Origin of the sequence: Citrobacter sp. wls710 (assembly GCF_005281115.1) — a bacterium.
GTDB classification, from domain to species: Bacteria; Pseudomonadota; Gammaproteobacteria; order Enterobacterales; family Enterobacteriaceae; genus Citrobacter; species Citrobacter werkmanii.
In genome coordinates this window covers 1-22,401 of sequence record NZ_SZXD01000059.1, presented here as the reverse complement: position 1 = coordinate 22,401, position 22,401 = coordinate 1, and the positions used below count along the sequence as shown (strand labels likewise).

Below are 22,401 nucleotides of genomic sequence, written 5' to 3'. Positions count from 1 at the left end.
AGGTGTCTGGAAATATAGGGGCAAATCCACAGTGATACTACAGTCATGGGTAACAGAAACGTCGGAAGAGTGGCAAACAGCAGGATATCTGCTGGCTGACTCATTATCTGTGAAACACTATTCAGGCTACAGAGCGACAGCATGGAGACGATGATGCCGGCTCGATACATCCCATTAGTCTGTCCTGAATAAACAAGCACCAGTCCGATTGCCAGCATGATCCCAGGCAAACCGTAACTTGCAGGTTGCAGTGGCCACACCATTAAGCACAGAAGTAGTATACCAGTGAGTATTCCTTTTCTTCCGTACCGGTAATTCAGGGCAAGCAGCTGCGTCACTCCGGCGAATACAAATAAAATGTTCAGCGCATACCACGGCTGATGATGCTGAAAAGCGAGAAAGAACAAGGGTTGTGTGATAAATGCCCATACCCACAGTCTGTTTGCTCTTTTCTGAAGACGTTCTGGCGCGCGTTGCACGTTCATCGCCCAGATAAGCGTGAACAGGGGAAAAGCCATCCTTCCGAATGCATACAGGAGAGGTTCGGGTCTTACCAGGAATAGTGTGTTTGCGTGATCCACAAACATAGCTATTAGTGCGGCCAGCTTCACTAAATCCAGTGCTGCCGGATTCAGTGCATCTGGAAACAGGGGAATGGAGTTTATCTTGTGATTTATCATATGCAGGTTCACTTGGTGTATTTTCATGTTTGCAGGAACTGTTAATCCAGTTCTGAACCCAAAGCCAGAAAGAACGCCCTGTTTGTAATGTCACTTTCAGTTTTAACTTTTCAAGAACTTTACGGACCGCAAACTCCGTTTTATCCCGTAATAATCTCATTGCGCCAAGACGGTCATTGTTCTTAATGCAAATATCTAACATATGAAAATCGTTCATTATCTTCACTCCCTGAATTTATCATCATCTGCAGAAATAAATTATAAGCATGGTGAACACAGGTATTTATCAGATAATATCACAGTATTGAAAAGTGTTTTCTAAACAAACCCTTAATTAAAATTAAGTGTTAAAAATAATTAATAAATCATAAGCTAAATTAGATATATCAGATATTATTCATAACATTTCTCTCTGCTAAAGTATTTATTCTTTTTGATTTTTTCGCCATATCCAGGGCTCAGTCTGTGACGAGGCAGACCATAGTCCGGTGCGATTAGTTTTAGCCTCATTTTCCAGTATTCCATATTCTGAGTTGCTTATCTGTCCCTTAAATCTATAGGCCCATGCCATGCCCCTGTGGATCTGAGCTGCATTGATATCTGTTCGCCCTGACCAGACAGTCCCTAATAATCTATTATATCGATCAAATTCATGTCCTGTGATGTAGACATGTTTTTGTGATACAAGCTCACTCAGGGATTGGCGGGAACGTTGAACAAATGGCTGCTTTTTTTCAGGCGCATCAATACCAGTCAGTCTGATTCGACTCTTTTCTCCGTTATCATGCACAACTTCAATGGTATCTCCATCCAGCACACGAACAACCAGACCATCAATGTCTGCCTGGACACTAAAGGTGACAAGAATAAGTACAAAAAAAGCTGAAATGCGATTATTTATAAGCATTGTCTGCGTCGTGTTCATAAGGCGAGACCGTTTCACCTGCTGCTACGGTTTCACGCCGCGTGCAAGTGAATATGAGATGGACGTAACCCTTGCTCATGACTGCCTCCCGGCGCAGTCATCGTTCCAGACAGTCACCGTGGCCAGATGCTCCGCCACCTCCCTCCCCGTGTAATCAGCCAGGATCTCCAGGGCCCGGTTGCCCGTTTCCCGGGACAGCGGACTGCAGAACCCGAATCCATCCGTCATCAGGAGCCACTGCAGGCGTTCAGCCCAGCTCTCGCCGGGTTTGCGGACCGGCGAAAACACGATCTCCGTCAGCTGTTCGCGGTTACAGTACAGCTGTCGCCGTTCCAGTTCGTCCAGAAGGCTGTTCAGTTCACGCCGGTCATATTCTTCCTGACTCATCAGTGGCCAGCGGATAAGGTGGATGAGGCGGGAAGCCTGGTCCGGCGTGAACCCGAATCCGTCCAGCATCTCTGTCAGCAGCGGGCCGGCATCCTCTTCATACCGATCCGATCGAAGGGCACCAGGCGTCGCCTCCACCGTTTTTGCCAGCGCCAGAAAACGTTCCTGTAACGGTTGCTCCTTATTACGCCTGCCGGGTTTCACTGCATTAAGGTGATCCAGGTTTGTGACGGAGAGCCCTGCCACATCATGTTGTCGCAGTGCCCTGAGCAGCTGCTGGTACCAGGTTACTGTCGAGGATAAAGCCTGTCCGCCGGGAAACTCTGCATCTTTCAGGACAGGAGAACCCTGCTCCGGCATGGTGCTTTCATTGATCTGCAGGCGAATATCAATGCCGGCATCGTGGCAGGCCTGTAACCACTCCGCCACCTGCAGGGGGTCGCCTTCCATGCGCGTCAGTTGCCCTGCCACGTTCCACAGCTGCAGGCAGGTGGTACCGTCAAGGCGGATAACGTAGTCGCCCCGGCACGCCAGGTGCCAGCGATAGTCCAGCGCCACCGGCCGGTCGTCACCGAACGTGTCAGACGCATACACCGCCTTTACCCGGACCAGGGGCAGAACCCGGACCGCTGTCGCGCGATGCTCCGCCAGGACTCGCGCCTGTTCGTCAGCCAGAAGCGGGGCGGCCAGCGCACGGCCGGCCGGCGTCAGCTCGACGGCCAGCTGCAGATTCGGAGCGCGTAGCGTGCGCAGCCAGCCCGCGGCTTCCATGCGCCGGCAGGAGGCACGCAGGTTCGGCCCGTACACCGGGGCATCCCCGCCCTGCTCCAGCACCCGCTCAATATCCCGCGTGGCCACCGGTCCCGGCCGTTTCGCATCGAGGGCGGCCAGCACAATCAGCACCCGTCGCTGCAGCGGCGACGGACGTCTCGTTTTCTCAGCGGACATCAACGGGCGGCTCCTGACCGGCCAGGAGACAAAGCTGCCTGTAATCTTCGCGGCACTGCTCATCCGGCGCGGACGTTTTCATGGCCAGCTTATACCAGAAACTGATCGTCCCGCTGCGGCAGCCCCGGTCAAACGCATCCGGAGGGGTACTGGAGGTGGTGATGAGCACGTTAAGCGCTGCTCTGGTTTCGGCCAGCAGTTCGTCGTAGGTGAGGTTCAGTGGTCTGTTCATGTTGTACTCCATGAATGAATATACTGATGTATAAAAAAAACACACTTAATATTATTTATTACTCATTTTGTTAAAATCATATCAGATATGATTTTATTAATGATGACAGATATCACATTCAGTATGATTTTATGTATGTGTTTTAATTATCATATCTTTTGCCGGATTCCCGCGGCGCAGATCCGATTTTTGGCTGTTCCGGTGCTGCATGAAAAACATAATCAATTTTTGTTGATGTATAATCAAATATTGATTATGGTGTTGGTGTTGAAACAGTCAAACAGGTTAGTTATGAAGCTTTCTGAACATATCGATCTTTTCTTTGACGGGAATAAATCTGCTTTTGCTAAAAGTATGAGCGTTACCCCTCAACAAGTTACAAAGTGGGTTAACGATGACTGGATCATTGTTGACGGAACTCTTTACAGTCCCAGAAGGGATTTAGCCAGAGGCAATATGATGGAACGTAAGAAATTTTTAGCAAGCATATTCAGCGGCGCTCAATATGCTTTGGCCGAGTTAAGGGAACACAACGCCCAGGGACCCAATGCGAATGGGATTGCACAAAATGCCCGCAACACCATTGAATTACTGGCAGAATTCTTTAAGAAAGAGAATTATCATATTTATATGATTGCCTATAACAATAAAACACAACAGTATGAGATTTATTCCTCCGAATCTGTTTTTGAGTTAGGTGTTACCTATTTCCATATATTTAATCCAGGTACCATCCTGTTTTCCTATAACAATGACATGAAGTCCGAGGAGACCTTTGACGTTCCCATTGACCCCAGTCGGCTGGTAGCCAACAGATTTGATCCTTATGCATTTACGATACTGCGTCAGGAAATTCAGCAGGCGTTAAGTCAGTAAAAAAAATTATTAAACGCTTACACAGGTGATCATCAATTGTTAAACAATAAGAGTACGGCCAGAGTTCGAAATGCTGGCCGTATTTCACTTCTTCTTTAATGTTCTATCTGTTCGCTGTGAGACTCATATTTTTATTACAATTAAAGCAATTCATCAATATAAGTCATAATGGAACGAACCAGATTTATGGCAAAACGCGCATCGGCTTCATTAAGCAATTTTTCTGTAGGATGAGCCATGCTGGAATTGTTACGCAGGTTATTAATTCCATGAAGTATTGCGGCAGCAGACTTCAACATTTTAAACACATCTTCATTTCTTCCATCATCCGGCAGGGCCTTAAGATGTGCAGTTATCAGGGAAAGCAGGCCTGGAACATTATTATTTGTACTATCGGTCGTAATGCCATGGTTTACACACATTTGTCTTAATGATGCATGAAGAGCTGTGTGCACACGATCATATGCCCGCTGTGGTCCATTTTTCTGAAGCAATACTTCCGCATCTTCTAAGGCCTGGTAAATGTTTTCGTTCACATGTTTCACTGGCGTTGCGGAAACGTTTCTTTGTCCATTCTGATTAACAATGTCCTTTATTTCTTTGAATAAATCATTATCGGCATTGCTGATATAGCGTTGAACATTATCCAGCGCCCAGATTTTAGAAAGGTTACCAGCGTCTCTGGCCAGGGTAGTTTCTATGGCAGCGATGGCCACCCCTTTTAACTCCGTGTTGTTCCAGTGAACATGCCGGTAGAATTGATTCAGCCCTTCCGGAACATCTTCACAATCTGTAACAGCAAACAGCTCCTTCCAGTCGCCTTCGTTAAACTTATCTGCCAGGATTTTGGCCAAATTTATTTGAGAAACTTTATTCAACATACAGATCCCTTGAAGTTTGTACTTCTTAATTGAGTTTACCGGAACGGCGTCTCAGTAAACGAAATCCGTGTACTGGTATACCCCCTGCTCTGCAACAGGAATGAAATCCCGTCCATCATCATTGCTCTGTTACTGCGGGGACCAATTCTGATGTTTGTCAGTGGCAGCTTATCTTTTGCTTTAATGATCAGATATGGCACCAGACCGCTGTCATTGACACGAAAATTGACACCCTCAAAAGGGCTGTCCGGGAGGATTACCATCCTGAACTCCTGCTCTTCTTTGAAACCGTCATTCTTGAAAAAAGGCGGCAGGCTGTGTGCCAGTCTGGTTGCCTGAATCATCTCATGCATTACATCTGCATTTATTGCCGCCTGAACCTGTGGCTGACGAAAGAAGGCGAGGATTTCGTTCCGGGCTTCAACCGTGGAATCCTCTTTGGTATAGAGCACCCGGTTTTTAAACACCTGATATTGAGTTAATTCCAGGGAGGCAAGTAGCTCTTCATCATCAAATTCTAGGCACACGCCCTGAGAGCTGCCATAACCCCGCCACTGGCTTAACAGGTCGGGTTCGAGACAGAACGACAGGTTATAGACATGAGCAGCCCGGTGCATTCTGAAGTGCGTCAGTGCCTGTTCGATGAACTTCAGGGTTTTCGGGTTAAAGTCGTCCCTCAGGTACTGCAGGGCATTCTCAAGGCAGTTCATACCGTGAGTCAGCTCATTGCTGTCATTGAGGAAGGAAAAGTGCGTCGCCCACAGTGAGCCTGATTCGATGATGCCCTTCAGGCCGTTCAGGTCCGTGTAATGATAAATCTTCATCTGGCAGCCTCCTGACTCCCCGGGCACTGTTCGCACTCAGTTTTCTGCATGTCAGACAGAAACGGGAACACCTTAATAGCGGCTTCTCTTGCTTCTTCTATCGACCGTACCCAGGCCTGCCAATCCGGATCAGCAGCCAGCACTTCGTCGGCGGTATCGCGTAACCAGTCATACAGCGCTTCCCCGCCATCGAGATCAACCCGGCGGGTTTTTACCGGGTCTTCATGCTTCATGATATTGCGCAGAAGTTTTCCCAGTGGGCCACCTGACTCGATAGCTTCAGCCGGGATATACTCCGGATATTCTGGAAACTGATCCAGCGTCAGATCTATATATTCCCCGTCCAGCAATACGATGACATGCCCGTGAACCGTTGAGTTTTCCGCTTCATGGAAACCTGCGTTCCCTTCCATAAAAATGATGCACGGATGGCATCTCTCAGTATCCATCAAATACTGCGCCAGTGTGTTGCTGGCCAAATCGCAACAGCCACGCGGGAAATTCCTCAGTTCCTTTTCCCATCGCCGAAAATGACGACACCCTTCAGCCCGTTCACCGGCACCAAGCTCCAGCGCCCGTCGAAATGCCTTTATACGTAATAGTCTTTCCGGTCTCATTTCTTCACCTTCCCGTCATGGCGGGCCAGGGTCAGCAGTTCGGCCTGAAGCTGACGGCCGTCCTCCCGGGACTCCTTCAGCTCCGCCTTCGTGTCCTGCAGCTGCGCCGCCAGGTGTTCGCCGGTGGCGGTCAGGCGGGCCACCTGCTCGCGCAGCGGCAGCGCCTCCGCGCGCAGCTCGCGCACCTCCTGCAGCAGGCGGTCACGTTCGGCCACCACCTCGCGCAGCACCGCCAGCTCGCTTTCCAGGGCGGCCACTTTCGCCAGCGCCTCATCCCGCTCCTGGTCGGCCCGGGCAATGTCGTCGTCGGCCTGCTCGCGCGCTGCCAGGGCCCCCGTTTCAGCCTGTTTCACGGCCGCCTGCCACAACAGCCCCAGCTGACCGGTCAGGAGCTGTGCCAGCTCCGGCGGCAGGGGCGTGTTCTGCTCAGCGGCCTGCTCGCGCCGGCGGGCGCGGAACGCGCGCATCACGGGAGAGATATGGGACAGTGAACCGCCGCCGAGGTGCTGACGGACCTGCTCGTTGGTCGGGTTCAGGTTGCCGGCGGCGATCAGGGCGGCCGCGGCGTCTTCAATACGGCGGACGGTGTCCGGGGAGAGGGTGGTCATGGTCTGGTTCCGGCTTCTCAGGGTAGGACGTCATCGTACTCCCGGTGTAAAAAATACATAATACACAAAATACAGATAATACATATTATACATATCGTACATACAATACAGAATCTACATACAATCCTTCTCATATCACGGTCAGATCCGAAAACTCCCGGTTCCGGATCAAGGCGATTATTTACGCTTTTTTTTTGGGGTAAAATTAAAAAATGTTATATAATATTAATTGTTTAGTGCACCCCCCCCCTCTTTCACACTCCCCACTTATTTAACGTGGTCATTCCGGGCTATCTCTCTCATTACTTCCGGAAATACTGCTAATATGGATTTTTCGGAAGTGCGGGATTGGAGTGTCTTGTAATCACTGGTAGTGATTATTACCTGGCTAATCATTAAGCGTGAACAGCGGAATGTTACGTGGGTGATGATAAATAAAACAAATAGAAAACTAACGATAAGGAAGTCAACGATGGAAATAAAAATCCACTTAGATGTATTGTTTGAGGCACTCATGATCCTCGGTCATGGCAGAGTCTGGATGGAAGAGACGGAGTTCGACCATTTCCCGGGATACAGCTGCTACCGTGATATACGCACCTGGGATAATTGCATAATTGCCTGGTGGGATGATTCTAATGACACATGGCAGTTATATGAAGAGGTCGATGTGGTAACTCTTTTTCCCGGCCCCCTCCCAAAGAAAGAAGGAGAGCTCTCTGGGGAAAGATGCTTCCAGTTAATGACGCTTGGTCGCTACTAATAACCGGCAGCATCATTTAATGAGTGGTTGGCTGAACTCCCATTGGCTGCCACATGTCACATCGATAATGTAGTTCGGCGGGATTTCTCTTTAAGGAAAAAATATGGCGGACTGGTTTATTGCCACCGAGGGTGTGAAAGTAGTTAAAGACAGCGCCAGCCTGTGACCACAGATCATCACGGCGGTTTCATCAATTGGTGCTGCTCTGGGTGGTGTTTGCCTGACTCATCACTATGCCCGCAGCCGCGAAGAAAAAGCTGCGTCGTCCAGACGTCAGGCTGAGCTGTATTTCATTTCTACGGAGCTGGTCTTTCGTCTCGAACGTTACGCTCAAGAATGTGCTAATGTCGTCAAAGACGAAGGTCAGGAAGATGATAAGGGATACACAAGGACGACCATAAGCGCAGAGGCATTTTCTGCCGATGATATTGACGGCGACTGGCGGGTACTACCGGCCAGAATCATGTACCGCATCCGGGAACTGACAGTACTGATCCCTGAAGCCAACCGGTATATAAGCGTTATCTACGAGTTTAATGCCCCACCTGACTGGCAAATGACATTCAGGGAACGCAGATATCAGTATTCACGGCTTGGGATGCGTGCCGTTTTACTGGCCAAACGATTGAGGAAGCTTAATGGTATGCCTTCCTCACATCTTGATAATGGCAGTTGCTGGTCTGTACAACATGTATTGTGGACGGAGTGGCGGAAACAACGAAAATCCAGAGCCAGAATGGCATGCCCGGATACCTAACTTTTTCAGATGCAGGGACGCGGGCAGTCATAAATCTTCATGTAATGTTTCAGGAGTCAGTTATGGAAAATATGATGAAAACTATGCGTGAGTATTTCCCCACGCGAACCAGTCTCTGGATATGTTTGGTATCACCCTGGGTAAGGACGGGAAGCTCATATTTCCCCGTCACTCTGATAAACGTTTTCCGATCGGGCGTATCCGCAAGCGTCTGACATCTTATGGCTGGCACGGAGATCGTCTGAATCAGGAAGTGGCGCGTATCGTTGCGGGCCCTGATATTTTCCCTTACGGATGGGAACGTAACCAGCTTACCCCTGAGATGCGGAGGATGTTTCCCCGGAAGAGTGGTCGTCGCGTGCTGATCATGCCGGATGAGTTCCACTCTTTTCATTACTCCCGGGACCGCCAGATATTTTCACCAGAAAGTGATGAAGCCCCCGAGGTATCATGAATTACCCTTCTCTTCCCGGACAGGCTTACGCTCCGGAAAAAATGCTGCTACCCGTGGCCATCGATTACCCGGCTGCTCTGGCTCTGCGTCAGATGGCGATCGTCCAGGACTAACTGCCGAAGTATCTGCTGGCGCCGGAAGTGAGCGCCCTGCTCCATTATGTCCCCGATCTGCACCGCAAAATGCTGCTGGCCACGCTGTGGAATACCGGCGCGCGCATTAACGAAGCGCTGGCGCTTACGCGGGCTGATTTTTCGCTCGCGCCGCCGTATCCGTTTGTGCAGTTGGCCACCCTGAAACAGCGGGCGGAAAAAGCGGCAAGAGGTGCCGGGAGAACACCTGCCGGCAGTCAGGCACATCGTCTGGTGCCGCTGTCAGATAAACAGTACGTCATCCAGCTGGATGATGATGGTGGCCACGCTGAAAATCCCGCTCGAGCGTCGCAATAAACGTACCGGCAGAATGGAGAAGGCACGTATCTGGGAAATTACTGACCGGACCGTCCGGACCTGGCTGAATGAAGCGGTTGAATCCGCTGCAGCCGACGGTGTGACATTCTCGGTTCCGGTGTCGCCACATACTTTCCGGCATTCCTATGCCATGCATATGTTGTACAACGGTATTCCGCTGAAGGTGCTGCAAAGTCTGATGGGCCACAAGAGCATCAGTTCGACGGAGGTCTATACGAAAGTGTTTGCGCTCGATGTTGCTGCGCGGCACAGGGTGCAGTTTCTTATGCCGGAAGCTGAGGCGGCGGCCATGCTGAAAGGCGCAGTGTGAGTGCTGATGCTCCTGACGTGCCCGGCGGGCTTGTCCAAGAGCGAAATCAAAACAATATGATTTTTTACTTGCAACATGACGTTTTTTGTTCAAAATGACAAAAAACGTCATGAGGTGATGAATGGAAAATATTGAGCAGTTACGGAAAGTCGCCACACGTGCAGGTAAACTTCTGACATCTTTGAGCGAAAATATCCGCCAGCAAAAAGAGGAATTGAAGCTTACCGAGTTCTATCAGGAATACAGCAAAGCCGCCCTGTATAAGCTGCCTAAGCTCAGTAAAGGCAGTGTTGAGTATGCTGTGGCCGAAATGGAAGCTAGTGGCTACATTTTTAAAAAGAAACCTTCCGGCAATACGATGAAATACGCGATGACGATTCAGAATGTCATCGATCTGTATTTCCATCGTAAAGTACCCAAGTACAGGGATCGTTTCGATAAAGCCTTCACGATTTTTGTATGTAATCTTAAAGGTGGTGGTTCCAAGACAGTTTCTACCGCTTCATTATCACATGCTTTTCGGGCTCATCCTCAGCTTCTGTTTGAAGACCTGCGTATTCTGTCCATTGATTTCGATCCGCAGGCATCTCTGACAATGTTCCTGAGCCATGAGAATTCAGTGGGCTTGGTTGAAAATACGGCTGCTCAGGCCATGCTCCAGAATGTGTCTCGTGAAGAATTACTTTCCGATTTTATAGTGCCGTCAATTATCCCTGGCGTTGATGTAATTCCCGCTTCCATTGACGATGCATTCCTTGCTGAAGGCTGGAAGGGATTGTGCGAAGAACATCTGCCAGGGAAAAATATTCATGCAGTGCTTAAAGAGAACATTATCGACAAGCTCCAGTATGACTACGACTTTATTTTCCTTGATAGTGGTCCTCATCTTGATGCGTTCCTGAAAAACTGCATTGGGGCGGCAGACCTGATGTTGACCCCTCTCCCACCGGCGACGGTTGATTTTCATTCTTCCCTGAAGTTTGTGGCCAGCCTCCCTGCCCTCATTGATTCGATCGAAATGGATGGGCACACCTGCAATCTCATCGGTAATATCGGCTTCATGTCCAAAATCCTGAACAAGCCTGATCACAAAATTTGCCATAGTCAGGCTAAAGAGGTTTTCGGTGCCGATATGCTAGACATGGTTCTGCCGAGGCTGGATGGTTTCGAACGCTGCGGGGAGACTTTTGACACAGTTATTTCAGCAAATCCAGCGACCTATGATGGAAGCACAGAGGCGCTTAAAAGCGCAAAATCAGCAGCTGAAGACTTTGCGAAAGCAGTATTTGATCGCATTGAGTTCATTCGTACTAACGGAGGTATGTAATGTCGAATGAGAGAAGAAAAACCATCGGCAGACAGTTAAATACTCAGGCGTCAATGGTCGAGATGACTGGTACCAGTAGAAGCCAGGTATTTACTTTAAAAACCGGCAGGAAGGTAACATTCAGGTTTGTTCGGGTACCTGCATCTGACGTTGAAAGTAAGACCTTCGTAAACCAGGAAAACAACGGAAGAGATCAACTTGCTCTGACCAGGGAGTCCCTGAAATCCATTATCCAGACGATTAAGTTTCAGCAGTTCTTCCCCTGTATTGGTATTAAGCAAGGTGAAAGGATTGAGATACTGGATGGTTCAAGACGGCGAGCCTCAGCGATTTATATCCGTACAGGCCTTGATGTAATGGTTACCGATGAAAATTTATCAGCTGATGAAGCTCGCCAACTTGCTAAAGATATCCAGACAGCTAAAGAGCATAACCTTCGGGAGATCGGCCTGAGATTGATTGCTCTTAAAGAGTCCGGATTCAATCAAAAGGAAATTGCTGAACTAGAGGGGTTATCTCAGGCTAAAGTTACCAGGGCACTGCAGGCGGCGTCAGTACCGCAAGATTTGATTTCTCTGTTCCCGGTTCAGTCGGAGCTGTCGTTTAGTGACTATAAAATTCTTTTAGAGGTTAACGAAAAACTCAGTGAAAAGGGCTTAACGTCTGAAGAACTCATTCAGTCTGTCTCTGATCAACACAATGCAATTTTGAGTGATCGCGAGCGACCAGAAGACGAACAGAAAGCCAGTATACTGAAGCTGATTTCTCAGGCATCGCAGGCATTGATAGCTCCCCCCCCCAAGGAAAAGTCAGTGATTTCCCCACTCTGGTCCTTTGAAGAAAAGGACAAGTTTGCGCGCAAGCGTGTGAAAGGGCGCACGCTGACTTATGAGTTTAGCCGTATGTCAAAAGTGGTTCAGGATGAACTGGACAAGGCTATCAACGAGGTCCTTGAAAGAAATTTGAGCCAATAATTTCGCCACGGCGATTTCACATTTAACTTATTGTAATTAGACAGTTTATGTTGAAAATTTCAAGGTGAAATCGCCAAAATTTCACGCCAGTTTAGCTGCAGGAATATCTGACCAGCGTGTCGTATAAGCAGGTGAAAGCATATCTCGTTTCATCTGCCATTCCTGCGAAACACCGCGCCCTGCAAACCACACTTTTCCCAGCCCTGAATGGTTTATGCCATCCAGGACTTTCATCAGCTGTTCGCTCTGTACACGCGGCTGCGCTTCATCAAACAAATTCAGCTGCGAAACCCCTGTTGGTGAGAATTCGTTGAGCATGCAACCCGCCTTTGCATATCGATGGCCATCCACCCAAATCCGGTCCAGTGCTCTGACGGCTGCGGCAATAATATCGCGGGTATCCTGCGTGGGAGTATGTAGTTTCTCACTGGACAGATTTCCGTAATACGGCTCGTTGACGGCAAAGGGTGAGGTTTTCACAAATACAGCGATGTGGCGACAGAACTGTCTCTCTCCACGCAGTTTCTCAGCCGCCCGCTCAGCATGCTGACAGACGGCCTGCCGCATTGCCTCATAAGTTGTGACGCGTTCTCCGAAAGAACGGCTGCAGACTATCTGCTGTTTTGGCGGCGGAGCTTCTTCCAGAGAGATGCAGGGCTCTCCGTTCAGTTCCCGGACCGTTCTCTCCAGAACCACATTGAAATTTTTCCTGATGAAAGTCGGATTCGCGCGGGCCAGCTGTAGTGCTGTGGTGATCCCCATTGTGTTCAGTTTCTTTGAGATCCTGCGGCCCACCCCCCAGATTTCCTCCACCGGCTGCAGTGACAGCAGTTTTTCCGTGCGGCGGGGATTGCCCAGTGTTAACGCCAGTACGCCGCTAAATTGTGGCCACACTTTGGAGGCCCATTGCGCTGATTTGGCCAGCGTTTTCGTAGGGCCCATGCCGACGCCGATGGTCAGGCCCGTTCCGGAACGAACGTGTTCACGCAGCTGCCGGCCGAAATCCTCGAAATCGATGCAGCTGTCTATACCGCGAATGTCCAGAAACATCTCGTCAATGGAGTACTGCTCAACGCGTGGCGCCAGCTCTTCCAGGTGAACCATGACCCTGTTCGACATCGAGGCGTAGAGGGCGTAATTACTGGAGAACGCGATAACCGGCTCCGGAAATTTCATCGACTTCAGCTGAAACCACGGTACCCCCATTTTGATGCCCAGCCGCTTCGCTTCAGGACTTCTCGCAATGACGCAGCCATCGTTATTTGAGAGAACGACGACAGGTTTGTTTCGCAGGTCAGGGCGAAAAACCTTTTCGCAGCTGGCATAGAACGAATTCACGTCAGCAAGCGCGTACATCAGCCCATGCCCCGTGTTTTGTGTATGAAGGCTGTCACCACCCCAAAAATCTGCAGGTCTTCCGGATAAAGTGAGGGGTAGGCCGGGTTCATCGGCAGCAGGGCGATACGGGGTGTCAGCTGAAGGCGTTTAACCGTGAATTCGCCATCAGTCTCCGCGATGACAATGTCACCCTGCAGCGGCTTTTCGGCTTTGTCGACCACCATCAGGTCGCCGGAATGTAAGCCCATCTCTTTCATCGAATCCCCGATAGCCCTGACGAAGAACGTTGCAGCCGGACGCCGGATACAATAGGCATTCAGGTCCAGTTCCTCCTCCGTGTAATCGGCGGCCGGCGACGGAAAACCCGCCGGGCAACGTTCTGTGAACAGCGGGGCAGTGGACTGCACCGGCTCCTGTTCGGGGGCGACAAAAAGTAACATGGCATACCTCTTAAAATGCCTGTTTTTATATACAGTATTATTTAAGATATTTTCTGTCCTGCAAGTGAAATTTGCTGTTTCCCGTCAGGTCACTGTTCTGTCTGGAAAAACAGATGTCAGGTTATCCACAGATTCAGTGAATAACCCTGTGGAGGATCGACGCAGAACTGTTGGTATGTCATCTGCCCCTCTCTGGTGTTTTTTCCCAACTCCTGTTTTCATCCTGGCCATTCCTGACCGCCTGCTGCTGACTGCCACCCGCTGCCAGTGTGCCGCGTCCGGCCTGTCACGGGACGGGCGTCTTTCTCGCTCAGGCCCGGCGTCGTTGTGATTTTACGCCATGCCCTCGCCAGTTTAAGGGCGCCCTTCAAGCCGCTTTCGCGGCATAAGCTCGCCGACGATGAGAATTGTCGGCTCGTTATTCCACGGTCGGCGTTGACCCGCTACCGGACGCGACGAACAGGCAGCGTGCGGCAGGGAACGGTATCGCGGTGATACCTCCTGTCCACGCTGACTGTATAAGGAGCTTCCCATGCCGAACTGGTGTGCCAATCGTCTGATGTTCAACGGTATTCAAAACAGTGACGCCCTCAAAACGTGGATTGCCGGAGGCGGGCTGTCTCCGCATCTCCGCGCCAGAAAAGAAGGTATCCAGCTTTTCCTTGCGGGCTGTGCCGGAATACTGCGCCCCCTGACAGAGCAATGTTACGCGCCATATCCGAAACTGGTTTCTTACGGTACGGCCGCAGACAACCGGCCGTCAGTGCAGGCATACAGCGACTGGCTGGCAATGTTTATGGCCGGAGCTGTGCTGGATGTGGAAACCTGCCAGAAACTGCACCAGTGCTGGCAGAACAGCCACATCTGCCATGCCCGCTGGGCGACCCTCAGTGAGCCGGAACAGAAGGTCATCCGTCAGCTGTACCAGTAAAAATCTTTCGACTGGGGGGACAATTTCCGGCCTGCGCCGGTGGAGGCGTGGTGGGACAGTCTGTGCGACGGGGAGAGCATCATACCTGCTGCCGAACCGATGGATTTCCGCGACTGACCTGGCGCAGGCCGAAGCGGGTGTCATGGAAATGGGGCGCACCTGGTGGCCAGCGCTGAAGCGCGAGGATGACCGGCATCGGTGGGAGTATCCCGGCGGTGTGGTCTGGTTTAACAGCATCGTTCTGCTCGACGATGTGGAGAACAGTATCCTGCGCGGCCTGAAGTTCCTCGATGCGTGGACAGTGACCGGCGCGCCGGATGCGCCGGTACTGCGCGAAGAGTGGGGAAATGACTGGCGGGATATTACCCGCTGACGTGATGCCGGGCAGGGCGACTGCCCGGTACTTCAGGGCGGAATAATGATGTCGCGCAGCTCCTCATCCATGCCGCGCGTGGCGCGGGGATATCCACTGCCCGGAGCCAGTGTGCCGCGCCCGGACGGACACGGGACGGGCGGCGTTTCCGCTCCTGTCCGGCGTCGCTGTGATTTTACGCCATCCACTCGCACTTTAAGGAGCGCCCTTCAAGCCGCTTTCGCGGCATAAGCTCGCCGACGATGGGGACTGTCGGCTCGTTATTCCACGGTCAGCTTGACCCGTTACCGGTCGCGGCGTACAGGCTCCGGGCAGCAGGGAACGGACGTCGTACCGACGTCCTCCTGGGTGCCCCCTGTAACCACGAGGTGTCCCTATGTCCCGTTTTATCCTGGGTAACTGCGTCGATATTATGTCCGGCTTTCCGGAGCGCGCCGTTGATTTCATCCTTACCGATCCCCCGTATTTGGTCGGGTTCCGTGACCGTTCCGGCCGTAGTATTGCCGGTGACAAAACCGACGAATGGCTGCAACCCGCCTGCAATGAGATGTACCGCGTCCTCAAAAAAGACGCACTGATGGTGAGCTTCTACGGCTGGAACCGCATCGACCGCTTTATGGCCGCATGGAAAAGTGCCGGGTTCAGCGTGGTCGGGCATCTGGTTTTCCCGAAAACCTACACATCGAAAGCCGCTTATGTGGGCTACCGCCATGAATGCGCCTACATCCTGGCGAAAGGCCGTCCGCCCCTGCCGCAAAACCCGTTGAATGACGTGATTGCGTGGAAATATTCAGGCAACCGCCACCACCCGACCGAAAAGCCTGTTACCAGCCTGCAACCGCTGATCGAGAGCTTCACACACCCGAACGCCATTGTTCTCGATCCGTTTGCCGGTTCAGGCTCCACCTGCGTGGCCGCCGTCCAGGCAGGGCGCCGTTATATCGGCATTGAACTGATGGAGCAGTACCACAAAGCCGGGATTGAGCGCCTGACAGCCGTGCAGCGCGCCATGCAGCGCCCGGCCGCCAACGACGTCTTTTATCCGGAGGCCGCGTAATGAACTATGCCGGACACGAAAAACTCCGCGCAGACGTGGCGGAACTGGCCAACAGCATGAGTGACCTGCGGGACGCGCTGAACGACATGGAGCACCGCTATCGCTTTGACTCCGATGTGCTGACCGAACGTCTGACCCGCCAGACGCTTTTCCGCGTCAATGCCCTGTTTATGGCGGCGTACAACGAAATTCTTGAGCTGGATGCCTGCTTTAAGGACTAAGGAGAAAAAACATGTACGGAACCTGTGAAACCCTCTGCCGGTTGTTGAGTGAGCAGTATCCCGCAGAAACCCCGCTGACCCTGATTGTCTGGTCCCCGGCGGATATCGAAGGGCTGGCTGACGGAATGGAGTGTGCCGTTTCTGACCAGGACATAAAGGCGGTACTGGCGCGTCTGGGTGCCATACCGAAAGACCAGCGGCTTGATTTTGGTGTGCCTTCTTGTGCGGTGATGGATCTGATTGATCAGGTGAAACGGGCCGCGCCGGCAGTGATGGTGCCGGCTGACCTGCTTGAAACCCTGCTGACGACCGCCGAACAGGCGTTGTGGCGTCGGGAATGGACCGCCCGGGATGACAACCATCCGGTGCCGGAAAGCGTTGCCCGCCGACTGGCTGATGTGGCGAAAGTCCGCGCGTTACTGAAAAACTGACATCCCCACGCCGCCCCGGCGGCGTGGCCTGAACCGACTCAGAGGAACATAAAATCATGATGTATGGCACCCGTAAGGAACTGAATAAAAAGCTGAAACGCATGTTTGACAACGATGAACACTTTGCCCTGCTGGTCTGGACGAAGCAGGACGTGATGGCCCAGGTGGAAAACATGACGGAAAGCGAGGCCGGGGCGATTTTGCAGGAAATCGGCAGTGTTGCCGGACATACCGAAGAGGGCATTTCATACCGCACAGTCCAGGAGATGTATGCCGGATTACGGGCCGAAATCCCGACCGTCATCGTTCCTGCCGACCTGCTGGCCCGTCTGACGGACGTCGCGGGGCTGGCGCTGGACACAGAGGATGCGCAGGCCTGGCTTCTTATCAGCCGGCATTGCCCGTCTTTAGCTGATGTTCAGGCCGATATTACGTGGCTCAGGCAGCTCCTGGCCGCCTGATGTGACTGACCGCCCCGCCCGTTCTGACGGGGCGACACTTCCCGTACAACACACAGAGAGAATAATCATGAAGAACGATACGCTTAACGCCCTCATTGTGCGCCACGGTGAAAATCTGCTGCACCGTTCCGGCTGGCCTGAAACCGTGGGGGTGACACAGGTTGCTCCGGACGAGGTTCCCGGCTGGCTGTCCGTCTGCGGTGTGCTCAGTGCAGACGAGATCCTGACGCTGACAACCCGTCTTTGCCAGACCGAGATGGGGGGACGGGCACACCTGCTGACGGCCAGTGCGCAACGGCTGGCAGGGACACCCGCCCGGCTGCATCTGTACCCGGCACAGTCTTATCCCCGGCCCGAAGCCCTGCCTGACTGTACGTGTATCAGTCTGCCGTATGCCCGGGAATGGCTGACAAAAACCGAATGCGACGACCTGCTGGCTTTCCTGAAAGATTTCTCTGACCGGGTATGCGAAATCGTTCGCCTGGATGCGCACCGCCTTGCGGCGGCTATGGTGCCGTCTGCCAGGCCGCGACTGATGGAAAAACGTTTCGGAGACTGGCGACTGGTTGCGGACGAATATGAGCACGAAAACTGGCTGGACAGTGAGGACGGGGCACTGCTGGATCAGGTGCTGGACGGGGTACTGGTCAGGGATGCGCGGTTTTGTCCGGTCCTGCTCACCCTGGTGAATGAGTCCCGGGAAGAAATCGAAGCAGCCGGGGTGATGACCGATCTTCTGCGTTTCCCGGGGGAACCGGTCCGACGCTGGTTTGACCGCCGCGTGCTGCGGGATGTGCTGAACGAGGTCCGCAACACTGACCCGATCGGGGATTAAGTCAGGGAGGGAAGGGGGAACCCCCTTCTTTTTATCTGCCGGTGACGCAGATGCTGAAAAGGATGTCGCCGGCTCCGCTTTTATGGCGGCCCCGTCCCGAAGTGACGTGGCCTGGTGGTTTTCCACTCTGTCAGTCCGGTGTCGTGTGCGGGCTGTGCCGTGCATCCATCGTAGTCGGGCTGTCGTCGATACAAGGGTTCGCTGGCGCCGCTGCGGTCACCCGGTCCTTCCTTCACGTCTGCCGCGATCTTCCGGTCGTTCGCCCGCTCAGGTTTCACGGTCTCACCCTCCAGTTCCCGTCTGCCGTGCGCGTCAGGCTGCGGCTTCCCTTGCGCCCTTGTATCTCCGACCGATCGCCCGACTGGTCTGGATGCACGGCACCGCCCGGTGTCGCGGAATATGTGATTACGGAGGTTTACCATGCAATATGCAGCACGTCAGCACACCCTCAGCGTCGAAGAATCCGACCGCCTGTCTTTCCTGCCGTATATGTTCGGCACTGATTTTATGCTGGCTGAATTACAGGTGTATGCGCTGGCCAAAAAATGGATGCCCGAATATGACGGCGGGTTCTGGCATTTCATCCGTCTGCCGGAGGGCGGCGGGTACATGATGCCCGACTGCGGTCGGGTACACATGATCAACGGTGAAAACTGGTTTGATCGTACCGTCAGCGCCGACGCCGCCGGAATTATTCTGACGTCCCTCGCCATTAACCGCCGTTGCTGGACGCATCACGACTGCGGCAACGCCGCGCTCACACACCTGTATATGCTGCGTGATACCCAGCTCTGGAATCACATTACGTTTCACCCTGAATGCAACGCCATTTACGCCGCGCTCGACTGATTAACCGACGGGGCGGCGATGCCGCCCCGCTGTAACCGCCATTCATCAATTTAAAGATAAACATGCCATGTACGGAACCGTCAGTGAAATCTGTATTGCCTTGCTGAAACAGCATGAAAGCAACAAAAAAATCGCCGTCATTACCTGGACGCCGGAGGACGTGCGGGAAGCGGGCGCTGAGTACAGCCCTACCGACGACGATGTGTCTTACGTGCTCCGCGTCATCGGTAAAGCGGGCAGTGCCGGCGTGTGGCGGTACGGGTTAGGACTGGAATTTGTTGCCGATGAACTCAGCAAAATTGCTGCTGCGCGGACATCTCGCCAGATTGCTGTACCCGAAGATGCACTGCGTGTCCTTTTACCCCTGATGGAAGCCGGAATGAACATCCCGCGTTATCAGACGCCGGACACGGTCGCCGGAGAATTGGCCGCGCTGGATACGCTCAAAACCCTGCTGGCAGTGCCATTTACGCCGCGTCCGGCTGAATAACAGACGGGGCGGCTATGCCGCCCCCTTTTAAAAAGGATAAAACCATGTACGCACCCGTGAAAGAAATCATGACCGATCTCCTGAAATATAACCTGTCATCTGATGAAGCATTGCTGGTTCTCTGTATTACCCGTGAGGATATCCGCCTGTTAACCAGTGAATGGTGTTTGTCCGATGAGGATATTACGTGCGTCATGCAGCGGCTGGATGTGACGTATGATCAGGGGGCCGATGTGAGCATGATCCGTCGCATCACTGAAGAACGAGCGCCGCGCGCTACGTGATGTCAGCGTTCCGGCCAGCGCGCTGCAAAAAATAATGTTACTGGCAGGCAGTGAACTAAATCGGTTGTACGCCGTGGCAGAAGAAGGGGGTGGTAATGCAGATGCATTTGTGGCTGAAGAACTGGACGCTATGCGCCAGTTACAGACCGCGATCGACGCCTGAGAAGGAGTAACCCGTGAATATTAAACCGGAAACCCGCGAAATTCTTCGCCAGTACAAAGCACTGATTAATGCCCGCCGCCGTGATGCCGGTCAGCGAGAACTGACAACCGCGCAGGTGGTGGATGAAATCTGCGAATACATGACCTGTCAGTGTGCCGTGTACATCGGCGGGCACTTCATCTTGCAGGGAGGAAAGGGCAGGTAAGCATGATGGCAGGCGGTTATGCCGCCTGTCAGCCCGCGCGAAAAACCCTGCAGGCTTCCGCCTGCGGGGGAAGGACCCGCGCCGCGCTTCGCGCCGCTCCCCGTCCTTTCCCCTCTCAGTCTCTGATGGCGTACACTTACAACGGGTTTCCATTTCAACGGAGGATGTCATGTCCGGTTTTAATCTCGCGGCAAAATCAAAAGTAGACCAGGATAAGGTGGCCATTGACCTGGTCGCGTCAGGTGTGGCGTATAAAGAAAGACTGGCAATGCCCGTGGTCGCGGAACTAGCAGCCTGAACATCTCAGAGAGTATTTCTGGACGCGGCTGGAGCATTATCGCCAGGTCAGTGCGCAGCTCCCGGACAAAAATGCCCCGGAATATGCCAGAAAAGAGGATGAGGTTAAAAAATAACGCCTTTCCTGATGCATTCTGCCTGTCGCCGGCCGGATTTTTCTCATGCCGGGTGATGGTTTTTTCTGGCCAGTGTGTGGTTTTTTTCCTGCCGGTGATAATACGCTGCCTGTGCCTGTTCCTGTGCCTGTGCCTGTTCCTGTGCCTGTGCCTGTGCCTGTGCCTGTGCCTGTGCTTGCTCACTCTGTTTCTGCCTCTGGCTTTACCTCTGCTTCTGATATTCCCCTGCTGATTTCGCTGACGCCGGGCGACTTCCCTGACGGGAACCGGGGCTGTCATGCTGCGCACCGAGCCAGCTGCGCTGTCTCTGCCCGGCCCTTCGGGCAGTGCCCGAAGGGCAGCGGGTTTCCATCCCAGGCTGTCGCAACGTCAAAAGCAGGCTTGCTGCGACCGTTCCGGTCACGCCGCCCCTGGCGCGCCGTGGCCTGCGCTTTTCGCATCCCGGCAAACTGACGCCGGGCTGTAAGGCGCAACGCCGTTTCGCGTGCCGCGCCCCGACGTTGCGGCGGGCCCCTGCTCTCATCCACTTCTGGTGCCTTTTCACCGTTTAAGCCCCTTTCGCCCGGGCTGAGACAAGCACAAACGCTGGCAGCCGTCCAGGGTAAATGGCACGCGGTAAACCGCGCCCAGGACAGCTGCCATCGCCCGTGCTCGTTTACGCCCCTGCGGCGAAGGTTCTCAAACGGGTGAAGTTAAATACCAGAGGGAACAGCGCAGCAGGTTCCCGCAAACGTCAACACCGCGGCTCCCGAAACTCAACGGGTGATGTTCTTTAAAAACCAGGAGGAAGAAAAATGCAGGCTCAGGCGATGCGTGTTTATCAGATTGCGTTCAGCGGACGCGATGCACAGGGCGTTTTACCGATGTTTACCCGTATCAGCGCCACTACAGGAAAGCGGGCTGTCAGGGCATTTATCGAACGTTATCAACCCGTCAGCGGCTGGCTTTTAGGCGACCCCGAAGACATTACCGACAAAGTACAGAAGGAGGCAGAACGGGCGGGCAGCAACTCGCAGACATGAAAAAAGCAGGGTAAACCCTGCTTTCTCCACTCCGTAAAAATCGCACCAACGGTTTTTACGGCTTCATTAACTACCAGAAGGAGTTAACTCTATATGACCGTTTCTATTGTTTCACCTTCCGCCGGAGCTGTAAAGCCCCACAAGCATAAGCGCATCAGTCGCGCCGAGCTATCCGCATCAGAGATTAAACCCGAATTGAAAGCGTTCGGGCGACATATCGCCAGGCGTATCTGCAAGCGGCGCGGGGTTCATATTCCCGCGATGAAAAATGATGCGTTAGGCCAGGTGCTTCGCACCCTGAAACTGAAACGCGGACTGTAACTAATCAGGTGAGCCGCCCCCGCGAGGGGCGGCAACCACAGGAAGGAGAAACCCACATGACACAGACCACCGCCCTGACACTGACTGCCAGCATCACCCCGCCGCCAGCGTCTGAAGACACCCCCGCGCAGTCGTACCGGGCGACATACTCCCCGGATGACAACAAGTTGCGCCTGTATGCCGCAGAGCGCCTTGATGATGAAACCTATCAGAAAATCCATGCCGTGGGTTTTCGCTGGGCGCCGAAACAGGCGCTGTTTGTCGCGCCAGCCTGGACGCCAGCCCGTGAGGACGTGCTTCTGTCCCTTGCCGGGGATATTGAAGACGATGACAACACCCTGTTTGACCGTCAGGAGCAACGCGCCGACCGTTTCAGCGGCTACAGTGAAAAACGCGCCGGGGAGTCAGAGCAGACACTGGCGCAGGTGGACGCGCTGGCGTCGGTTATCCCGTTCGGACAGCCGATTTTGGTCGGGCATCACAGCGAGCGCCGCGCGCGACGGGATGCGCAGCGTATTGAAAACGGCATGAAAC

Annotated in this window: 29 protein-coding genes and 5 pseudogenes; 22 read left to right on the top strand and 12 right to left on the bottom strand. The window is 53.0% G+C overall.

Annotation, left to right across the window (positions count from 1 at the left end; translation table 11 throughout):
- From FDX14_RS23045 to FDX14_RS23030, 4 genes are all read right to left on the bottom strand, one after another.
- Positions 1-587: TraX family protein (locus FDX14_RS23045; protein ID WP_252182555.1), on the bottom strand; the 587-nt coding region annotated here is incomplete at its 3' end.
- Positions 588-1,104: 517 nt separating this feature from the next.
- On the bottom strand, positions 1,105-1,605 hold the full coding sequence (locus tag FDX14_RS23040; RefSeq protein WP_137350322.1) for a thermonuclease family protein: 501 nt from the start codon (positions 1,603-1,605) through the stop codon (positions 1,105-1,107).
- Positions 1,606-1,680: 75 nt separating this feature from the next.
- A complete protein-coding gene (locus FDX14_RS23035; protein ID WP_137350321.1) occupies positions 1,681-2,940 on the bottom strand; it encodes a hypothetical protein in 1,260 nt (419 codons plus the stop codon).
- Positions 2,930-3,172, bottom strand: a complete 243-nt coding sequence (locus tag FDX14_RS23030) for a hypothetical protein (protein ID WP_137350320.1) — start codon at positions 3,170-3,172, stop codon at positions 2,930-2,932. Before FDX14_RS23030 ends, FDX14_RS23035 begins: the two co-directional genes overlap by 11 nt.
- A gap of 291 nt (positions 3,173-3,463) precedes the next feature.
- On the opposite strand from FDX14_RS23030, the gene FDX14_RS23025 reads away from it, so the two are divergent.
- A complete protein-coding gene (locus tag FDX14_RS23025) occupies positions 3,464-4,048 on the top strand; it encodes a hypothetical protein (protein ID WP_170973614.1) in 585 nt (194 codons plus the stop codon).
- Between the two features lie 140 nt (positions 4,049-4,188).
- On the opposite strand, the gene FDX14_RS23020 is transcribed toward FDX14_RS23025, so the two are convergent.
- The 5 genes and pseudogenes from FDX14_RS23020 to FDX14_RS23005 all read right to left on the bottom strand — a co-directional run bounded on the left by FDX14_RS23020 (position 4,189) and on the right by FDX14_RS23005 (position 6,978).
- On the bottom strand, positions 4,189-4,929 hold the full coding sequence (locus tag FDX14_RS23020; protein WP_137350318.1) for an abortive infection family protein: 741 nt from the start codon (positions 4,927-4,929) through the stop codon (positions 4,189-4,191).
- Between the two features lie 35 nt (positions 4,930-4,964).
- On the bottom strand, positions 4,965-5,546 hold the full coding sequence (locus FDX14_RS23015) for a DUF2971 domain-containing protein (RefSeq protein WP_252182554.1): 582 nt from the start codon (positions 5,544-5,546) through the stop codon (positions 4,965-4,967).
- Positions 5,547-5,561: 15 nt separating this feature from the next.
- Positions 5,562-5,753 (bottom strand): annotated as a pseudogene (locus FDX14_RS25570) (hypothetical protein); the annotation flags it as partial.
- The gene (locus FDX14_RS23010) at positions 5,750-6,370 is read right to left on the bottom strand and encodes a hypothetical protein (RefSeq protein ID WP_137350317.1); all 621 of its coding nucleotides are present in this window, start codon (positions 6,368-6,370) and stop codon (positions 5,750-5,752) included. The gene FDX14_RS23010 and the pseudogene FDX14_RS25570, both read right to left, overlap by 4 nt.
- Positions 6,367-6,978, bottom strand: coding sequence for a DNA-binding protein (locus FDX14_RS23005; RefSeq protein WP_137350316.1), 612 nt, complete (start codon positions 6,976-6,978; stop codon positions 6,367-6,369). Before FDX14_RS23005 ends, FDX14_RS23010 begins: the two co-directional genes overlap by 4 nt.
- A gap of 472 nt (positions 6,979-7,450) precedes the next feature.
- Between FDX14_RS23005 and FDX14_RS22995 the strand changes: the two genes are divergently transcribed.
- The 5 genes and pseudogenes from FDX14_RS22995 (at position 7,451) to FDX14_RS22970 (ending at position 12,033) form a co-directional block, all read left to right on the top strand.
- Entirely contained in the window at positions 7,451-7,741 is a 291-nt protein-coding gene (locus FDX14_RS22995) for an early set domain-containing protein (RefSeq protein WP_137350315.1), read from the top strand.
- 801 nt (positions 7,742-8,542) lie between these two features.
- A pseudogene (locus tag FDX14_RS22985) lies at positions 8,543-8,952 on the top strand (hypothetical protein).
- Positions 8,949-9,732: pseudogene (locus FDX14_RS22980) on the top strand (site-specific integrase). The pseudogenes FDX14_RS22985 and FDX14_RS22980 overlap by 4 nt, the downstream one beginning before the upstream one ends.
- 121 nt (positions 9,733-9,853) lie before the next feature.
- Entirely contained in the window at positions 9,854-11,059 is a 1,206-nt protein-coding gene (locus tag FDX14_RS22975; RefSeq protein WP_000427673.1) for an AAA family ATPase, read from the top strand.
- Entirely contained in the window at positions 11,059-12,033 is a 975-nt protein-coding gene (locus tag FDX14_RS22970; protein ID WP_116523683.1) for a ParB family protein, read from the top strand. The genes FDX14_RS22975 and FDX14_RS22970 overlap by 1 nt, the downstream gene beginning before the upstream one ends.
- An 81-nt stretch (positions 12,034-12,114) precedes the next feature.
- Here the strand turns inward: FDX14_RS22970 and FDX14_RS22965 are convergent, their stop codons facing one another.
- Both FDX14_RS22965 and umuD read right to left on the bottom strand, forming a co-directional pair.
- Positions 12,115-13,389: a Y-family DNA polymerase gene (locus FDX14_RS22965; protein ID WP_137350314.1), complete on the bottom strand. Its 1,275-nt coding sequence runs from the start codon at positions 13,387-13,389 to the stop codon at positions 12,115-12,117.
- Positions 13,389-13,811, bottom strand: coding sequence for a translesion error-prone DNA polymerase V autoproteolytic subunit (gene umuD / locus FDX14_RS22960; RefSeq protein WP_137350313.1), 423 nt, complete (start codon positions 13,809-13,811; stop codon positions 13,389-13,391). The genes FDX14_RS22965 and umuD overlap by 1 nt, the downstream gene beginning before the upstream one ends.
- 532 nt (positions 13,812-14,343) lie before the next feature.
- Between umuD and FDX14_RS22955 the strand changes: the two are divergent.
- From FDX14_RS22955 to FDX14_RS22890, 13 genes and pseudogenes are all read left to right on the top strand, one after another.
- Positions 14,344-14,856 (top strand): annotated as a pseudogene (locus tag FDX14_RS22955) (DUF1281 domain-containing protein); the annotation flags it as partial.
- Entirely contained in the window at positions 14,828-15,115 is a 288-nt protein-coding gene (locus FDX14_RS22950; RefSeq protein ID WP_137350323.1) for a hypothetical protein, read from the top strand. The pseudogene FDX14_RS22955 and the gene FDX14_RS22950, both read left to right, overlap by 29 nt.
- A 376-nt stretch (positions 15,116-15,491) precedes the next feature.
- Positions 15,492-16,172: a DNA methylase gene (locus FDX14_RS22940; protein ID WP_001627847.1), complete on the top strand. Its 681-nt coding sequence runs from the start codon at positions 15,492-15,494 to the stop codon at positions 16,170-16,172.
- Positions 16,172-16,393 carry a YubE family protein gene (locus FDX14_RS22935; RefSeq protein WP_137350312.1) on the top strand — a complete coding sequence of 74 codons (222 nt, stop codon included), beginning with the start codon at positions 16,172-16,174 and terminating at the stop codon, positions 16,391-16,393. The genes FDX14_RS22940 and FDX14_RS22935 overlap by 1 nt, the downstream gene beginning before the upstream one ends.
- An 11-nt stretch (positions 16,394-16,404) precedes the next feature.
- Positions 16,405-16,824, top strand: coding sequence for a DUF1380 family protein (locus FDX14_RS22930; RefSeq protein ID WP_137350311.1), 420 nt, complete (start codon positions 16,405-16,407; stop codon positions 16,822-16,824).
- Positions 16,825-16,880: 56 nt separating this feature from the next.
- Positions 16,881-17,285, top strand: coding sequence for a DUF1380 family protein (locus FDX14_RS22925; protein WP_137350310.1), 405 nt, complete (start codon positions 16,881-16,883; stop codon positions 17,283-17,285).
- Positions 17,286-17,352: 67 nt separating this feature from the next.
- Entirely contained in the window at positions 17,353-18,120 is a 768-nt protein-coding gene (locus FDX14_RS22920) for a YubG family protein (protein ID WP_137350309.1), read from the top strand.
- Positions 18,121-18,540: 420 nt separating this feature from the next.
- Entirely contained in the window at positions 18,541-18,969 is a 429-nt protein-coding gene (locus FDX14_RS22910) for an antirestriction protein (RefSeq protein WP_024153629.1), read from the top strand.
- 67 nt (positions 18,970-19,036) lie between these two features.
- Positions 19,037-19,459, top strand: coding sequence for a DUF1380 family protein (locus FDX14_RS22905; RefSeq protein ID WP_001658277.1), 423 nt, complete (start codon positions 19,037-19,039; stop codon positions 19,457-19,459).
- A 44-nt stretch (positions 19,460-19,503) separates the two neighbouring features.
- Positions 19,504-19,743, top strand: a complete 240-nt coding sequence (locus tag FDX14_RS25565; RefSeq protein WP_252182552.1) for a hypothetical protein — start codon at positions 19,504-19,506, stop codon at positions 19,741-19,743.
- A gap of 34 nt (positions 19,744-19,777) precedes the next feature.
- Positions 19,778-19,906, top strand: a complete 129-nt coding sequence (locus FDX14_RS25640) for a hypothetical protein (protein ID WP_286364589.1) — start codon at positions 19,778-19,780, stop codon at positions 19,904-19,906.
- A gap of 13 nt (positions 19,907-19,919) precedes the next feature.
- The gene (locus tag FDX14_RS22895) at positions 19,920-20,111 is read left to right on the top strand and encodes a hypothetical protein (protein ID WP_001022400.1); all 192 of its coding nucleotides are present in this window, start codon (positions 19,920-19,922) and stop codon (positions 20,109-20,111) included.
- A 169-nt stretch (positions 20,112-20,280) separates the two neighbouring features.
- Positions 20,281-20,603: pseudogene (locus tag FDX14_RS22890) on the top strand (DNA polymerase III subunit theta); the annotation flags it as partial.
- Positions 20,604-20,799: 196 nt separating this feature from the next.
- Here the strand turns inward: FDX14_RS22890 and FDX14_RS25810 are convergent.
- Entirely contained in the window at positions 20,800-21,051 is a 252-nt protein-coding gene (locus FDX14_RS25810; RefSeq protein WP_170973613.1) for a hypothetical protein, read from the bottom strand.
- A gap of 267 nt (positions 21,052-21,318) precedes the next feature.
- On the opposite strand from FDX14_RS25810, the gene FDX14_RS22880 reads away from it, so the two are divergent.
- The 3 genes from FDX14_RS22880 to FDX14_RS22870 form a co-directional block, all read left to right on the top strand.
- Complete coding sequence (locus FDX14_RS22880) at positions 21,319-21,546, top strand: hypothetical protein (protein ID WP_001658291.1); 228 nt, start codon at positions 21,319-21,321, stop codon at positions 21,544-21,546.
- 93 nt (positions 21,547-21,639) lie between these two features.
- Positions 21,640-21,867, top strand: a complete 228-nt coding sequence (locus tag FDX14_RS22875; protein WP_024154216.1) for a CCDC81 family HU domain 1-containing protein — start codon at positions 21,640-21,642, stop codon at positions 21,865-21,867.
- Positions 21,868-21,923: 56 nt separating this feature from the next.
- Positions 21,924-22,401 (top strand): DUF3560 domain-containing protein (locus FDX14_RS22870; protein WP_137350307.1); only part of this gene is annotated, 478 nt, incomplete at its 3' end.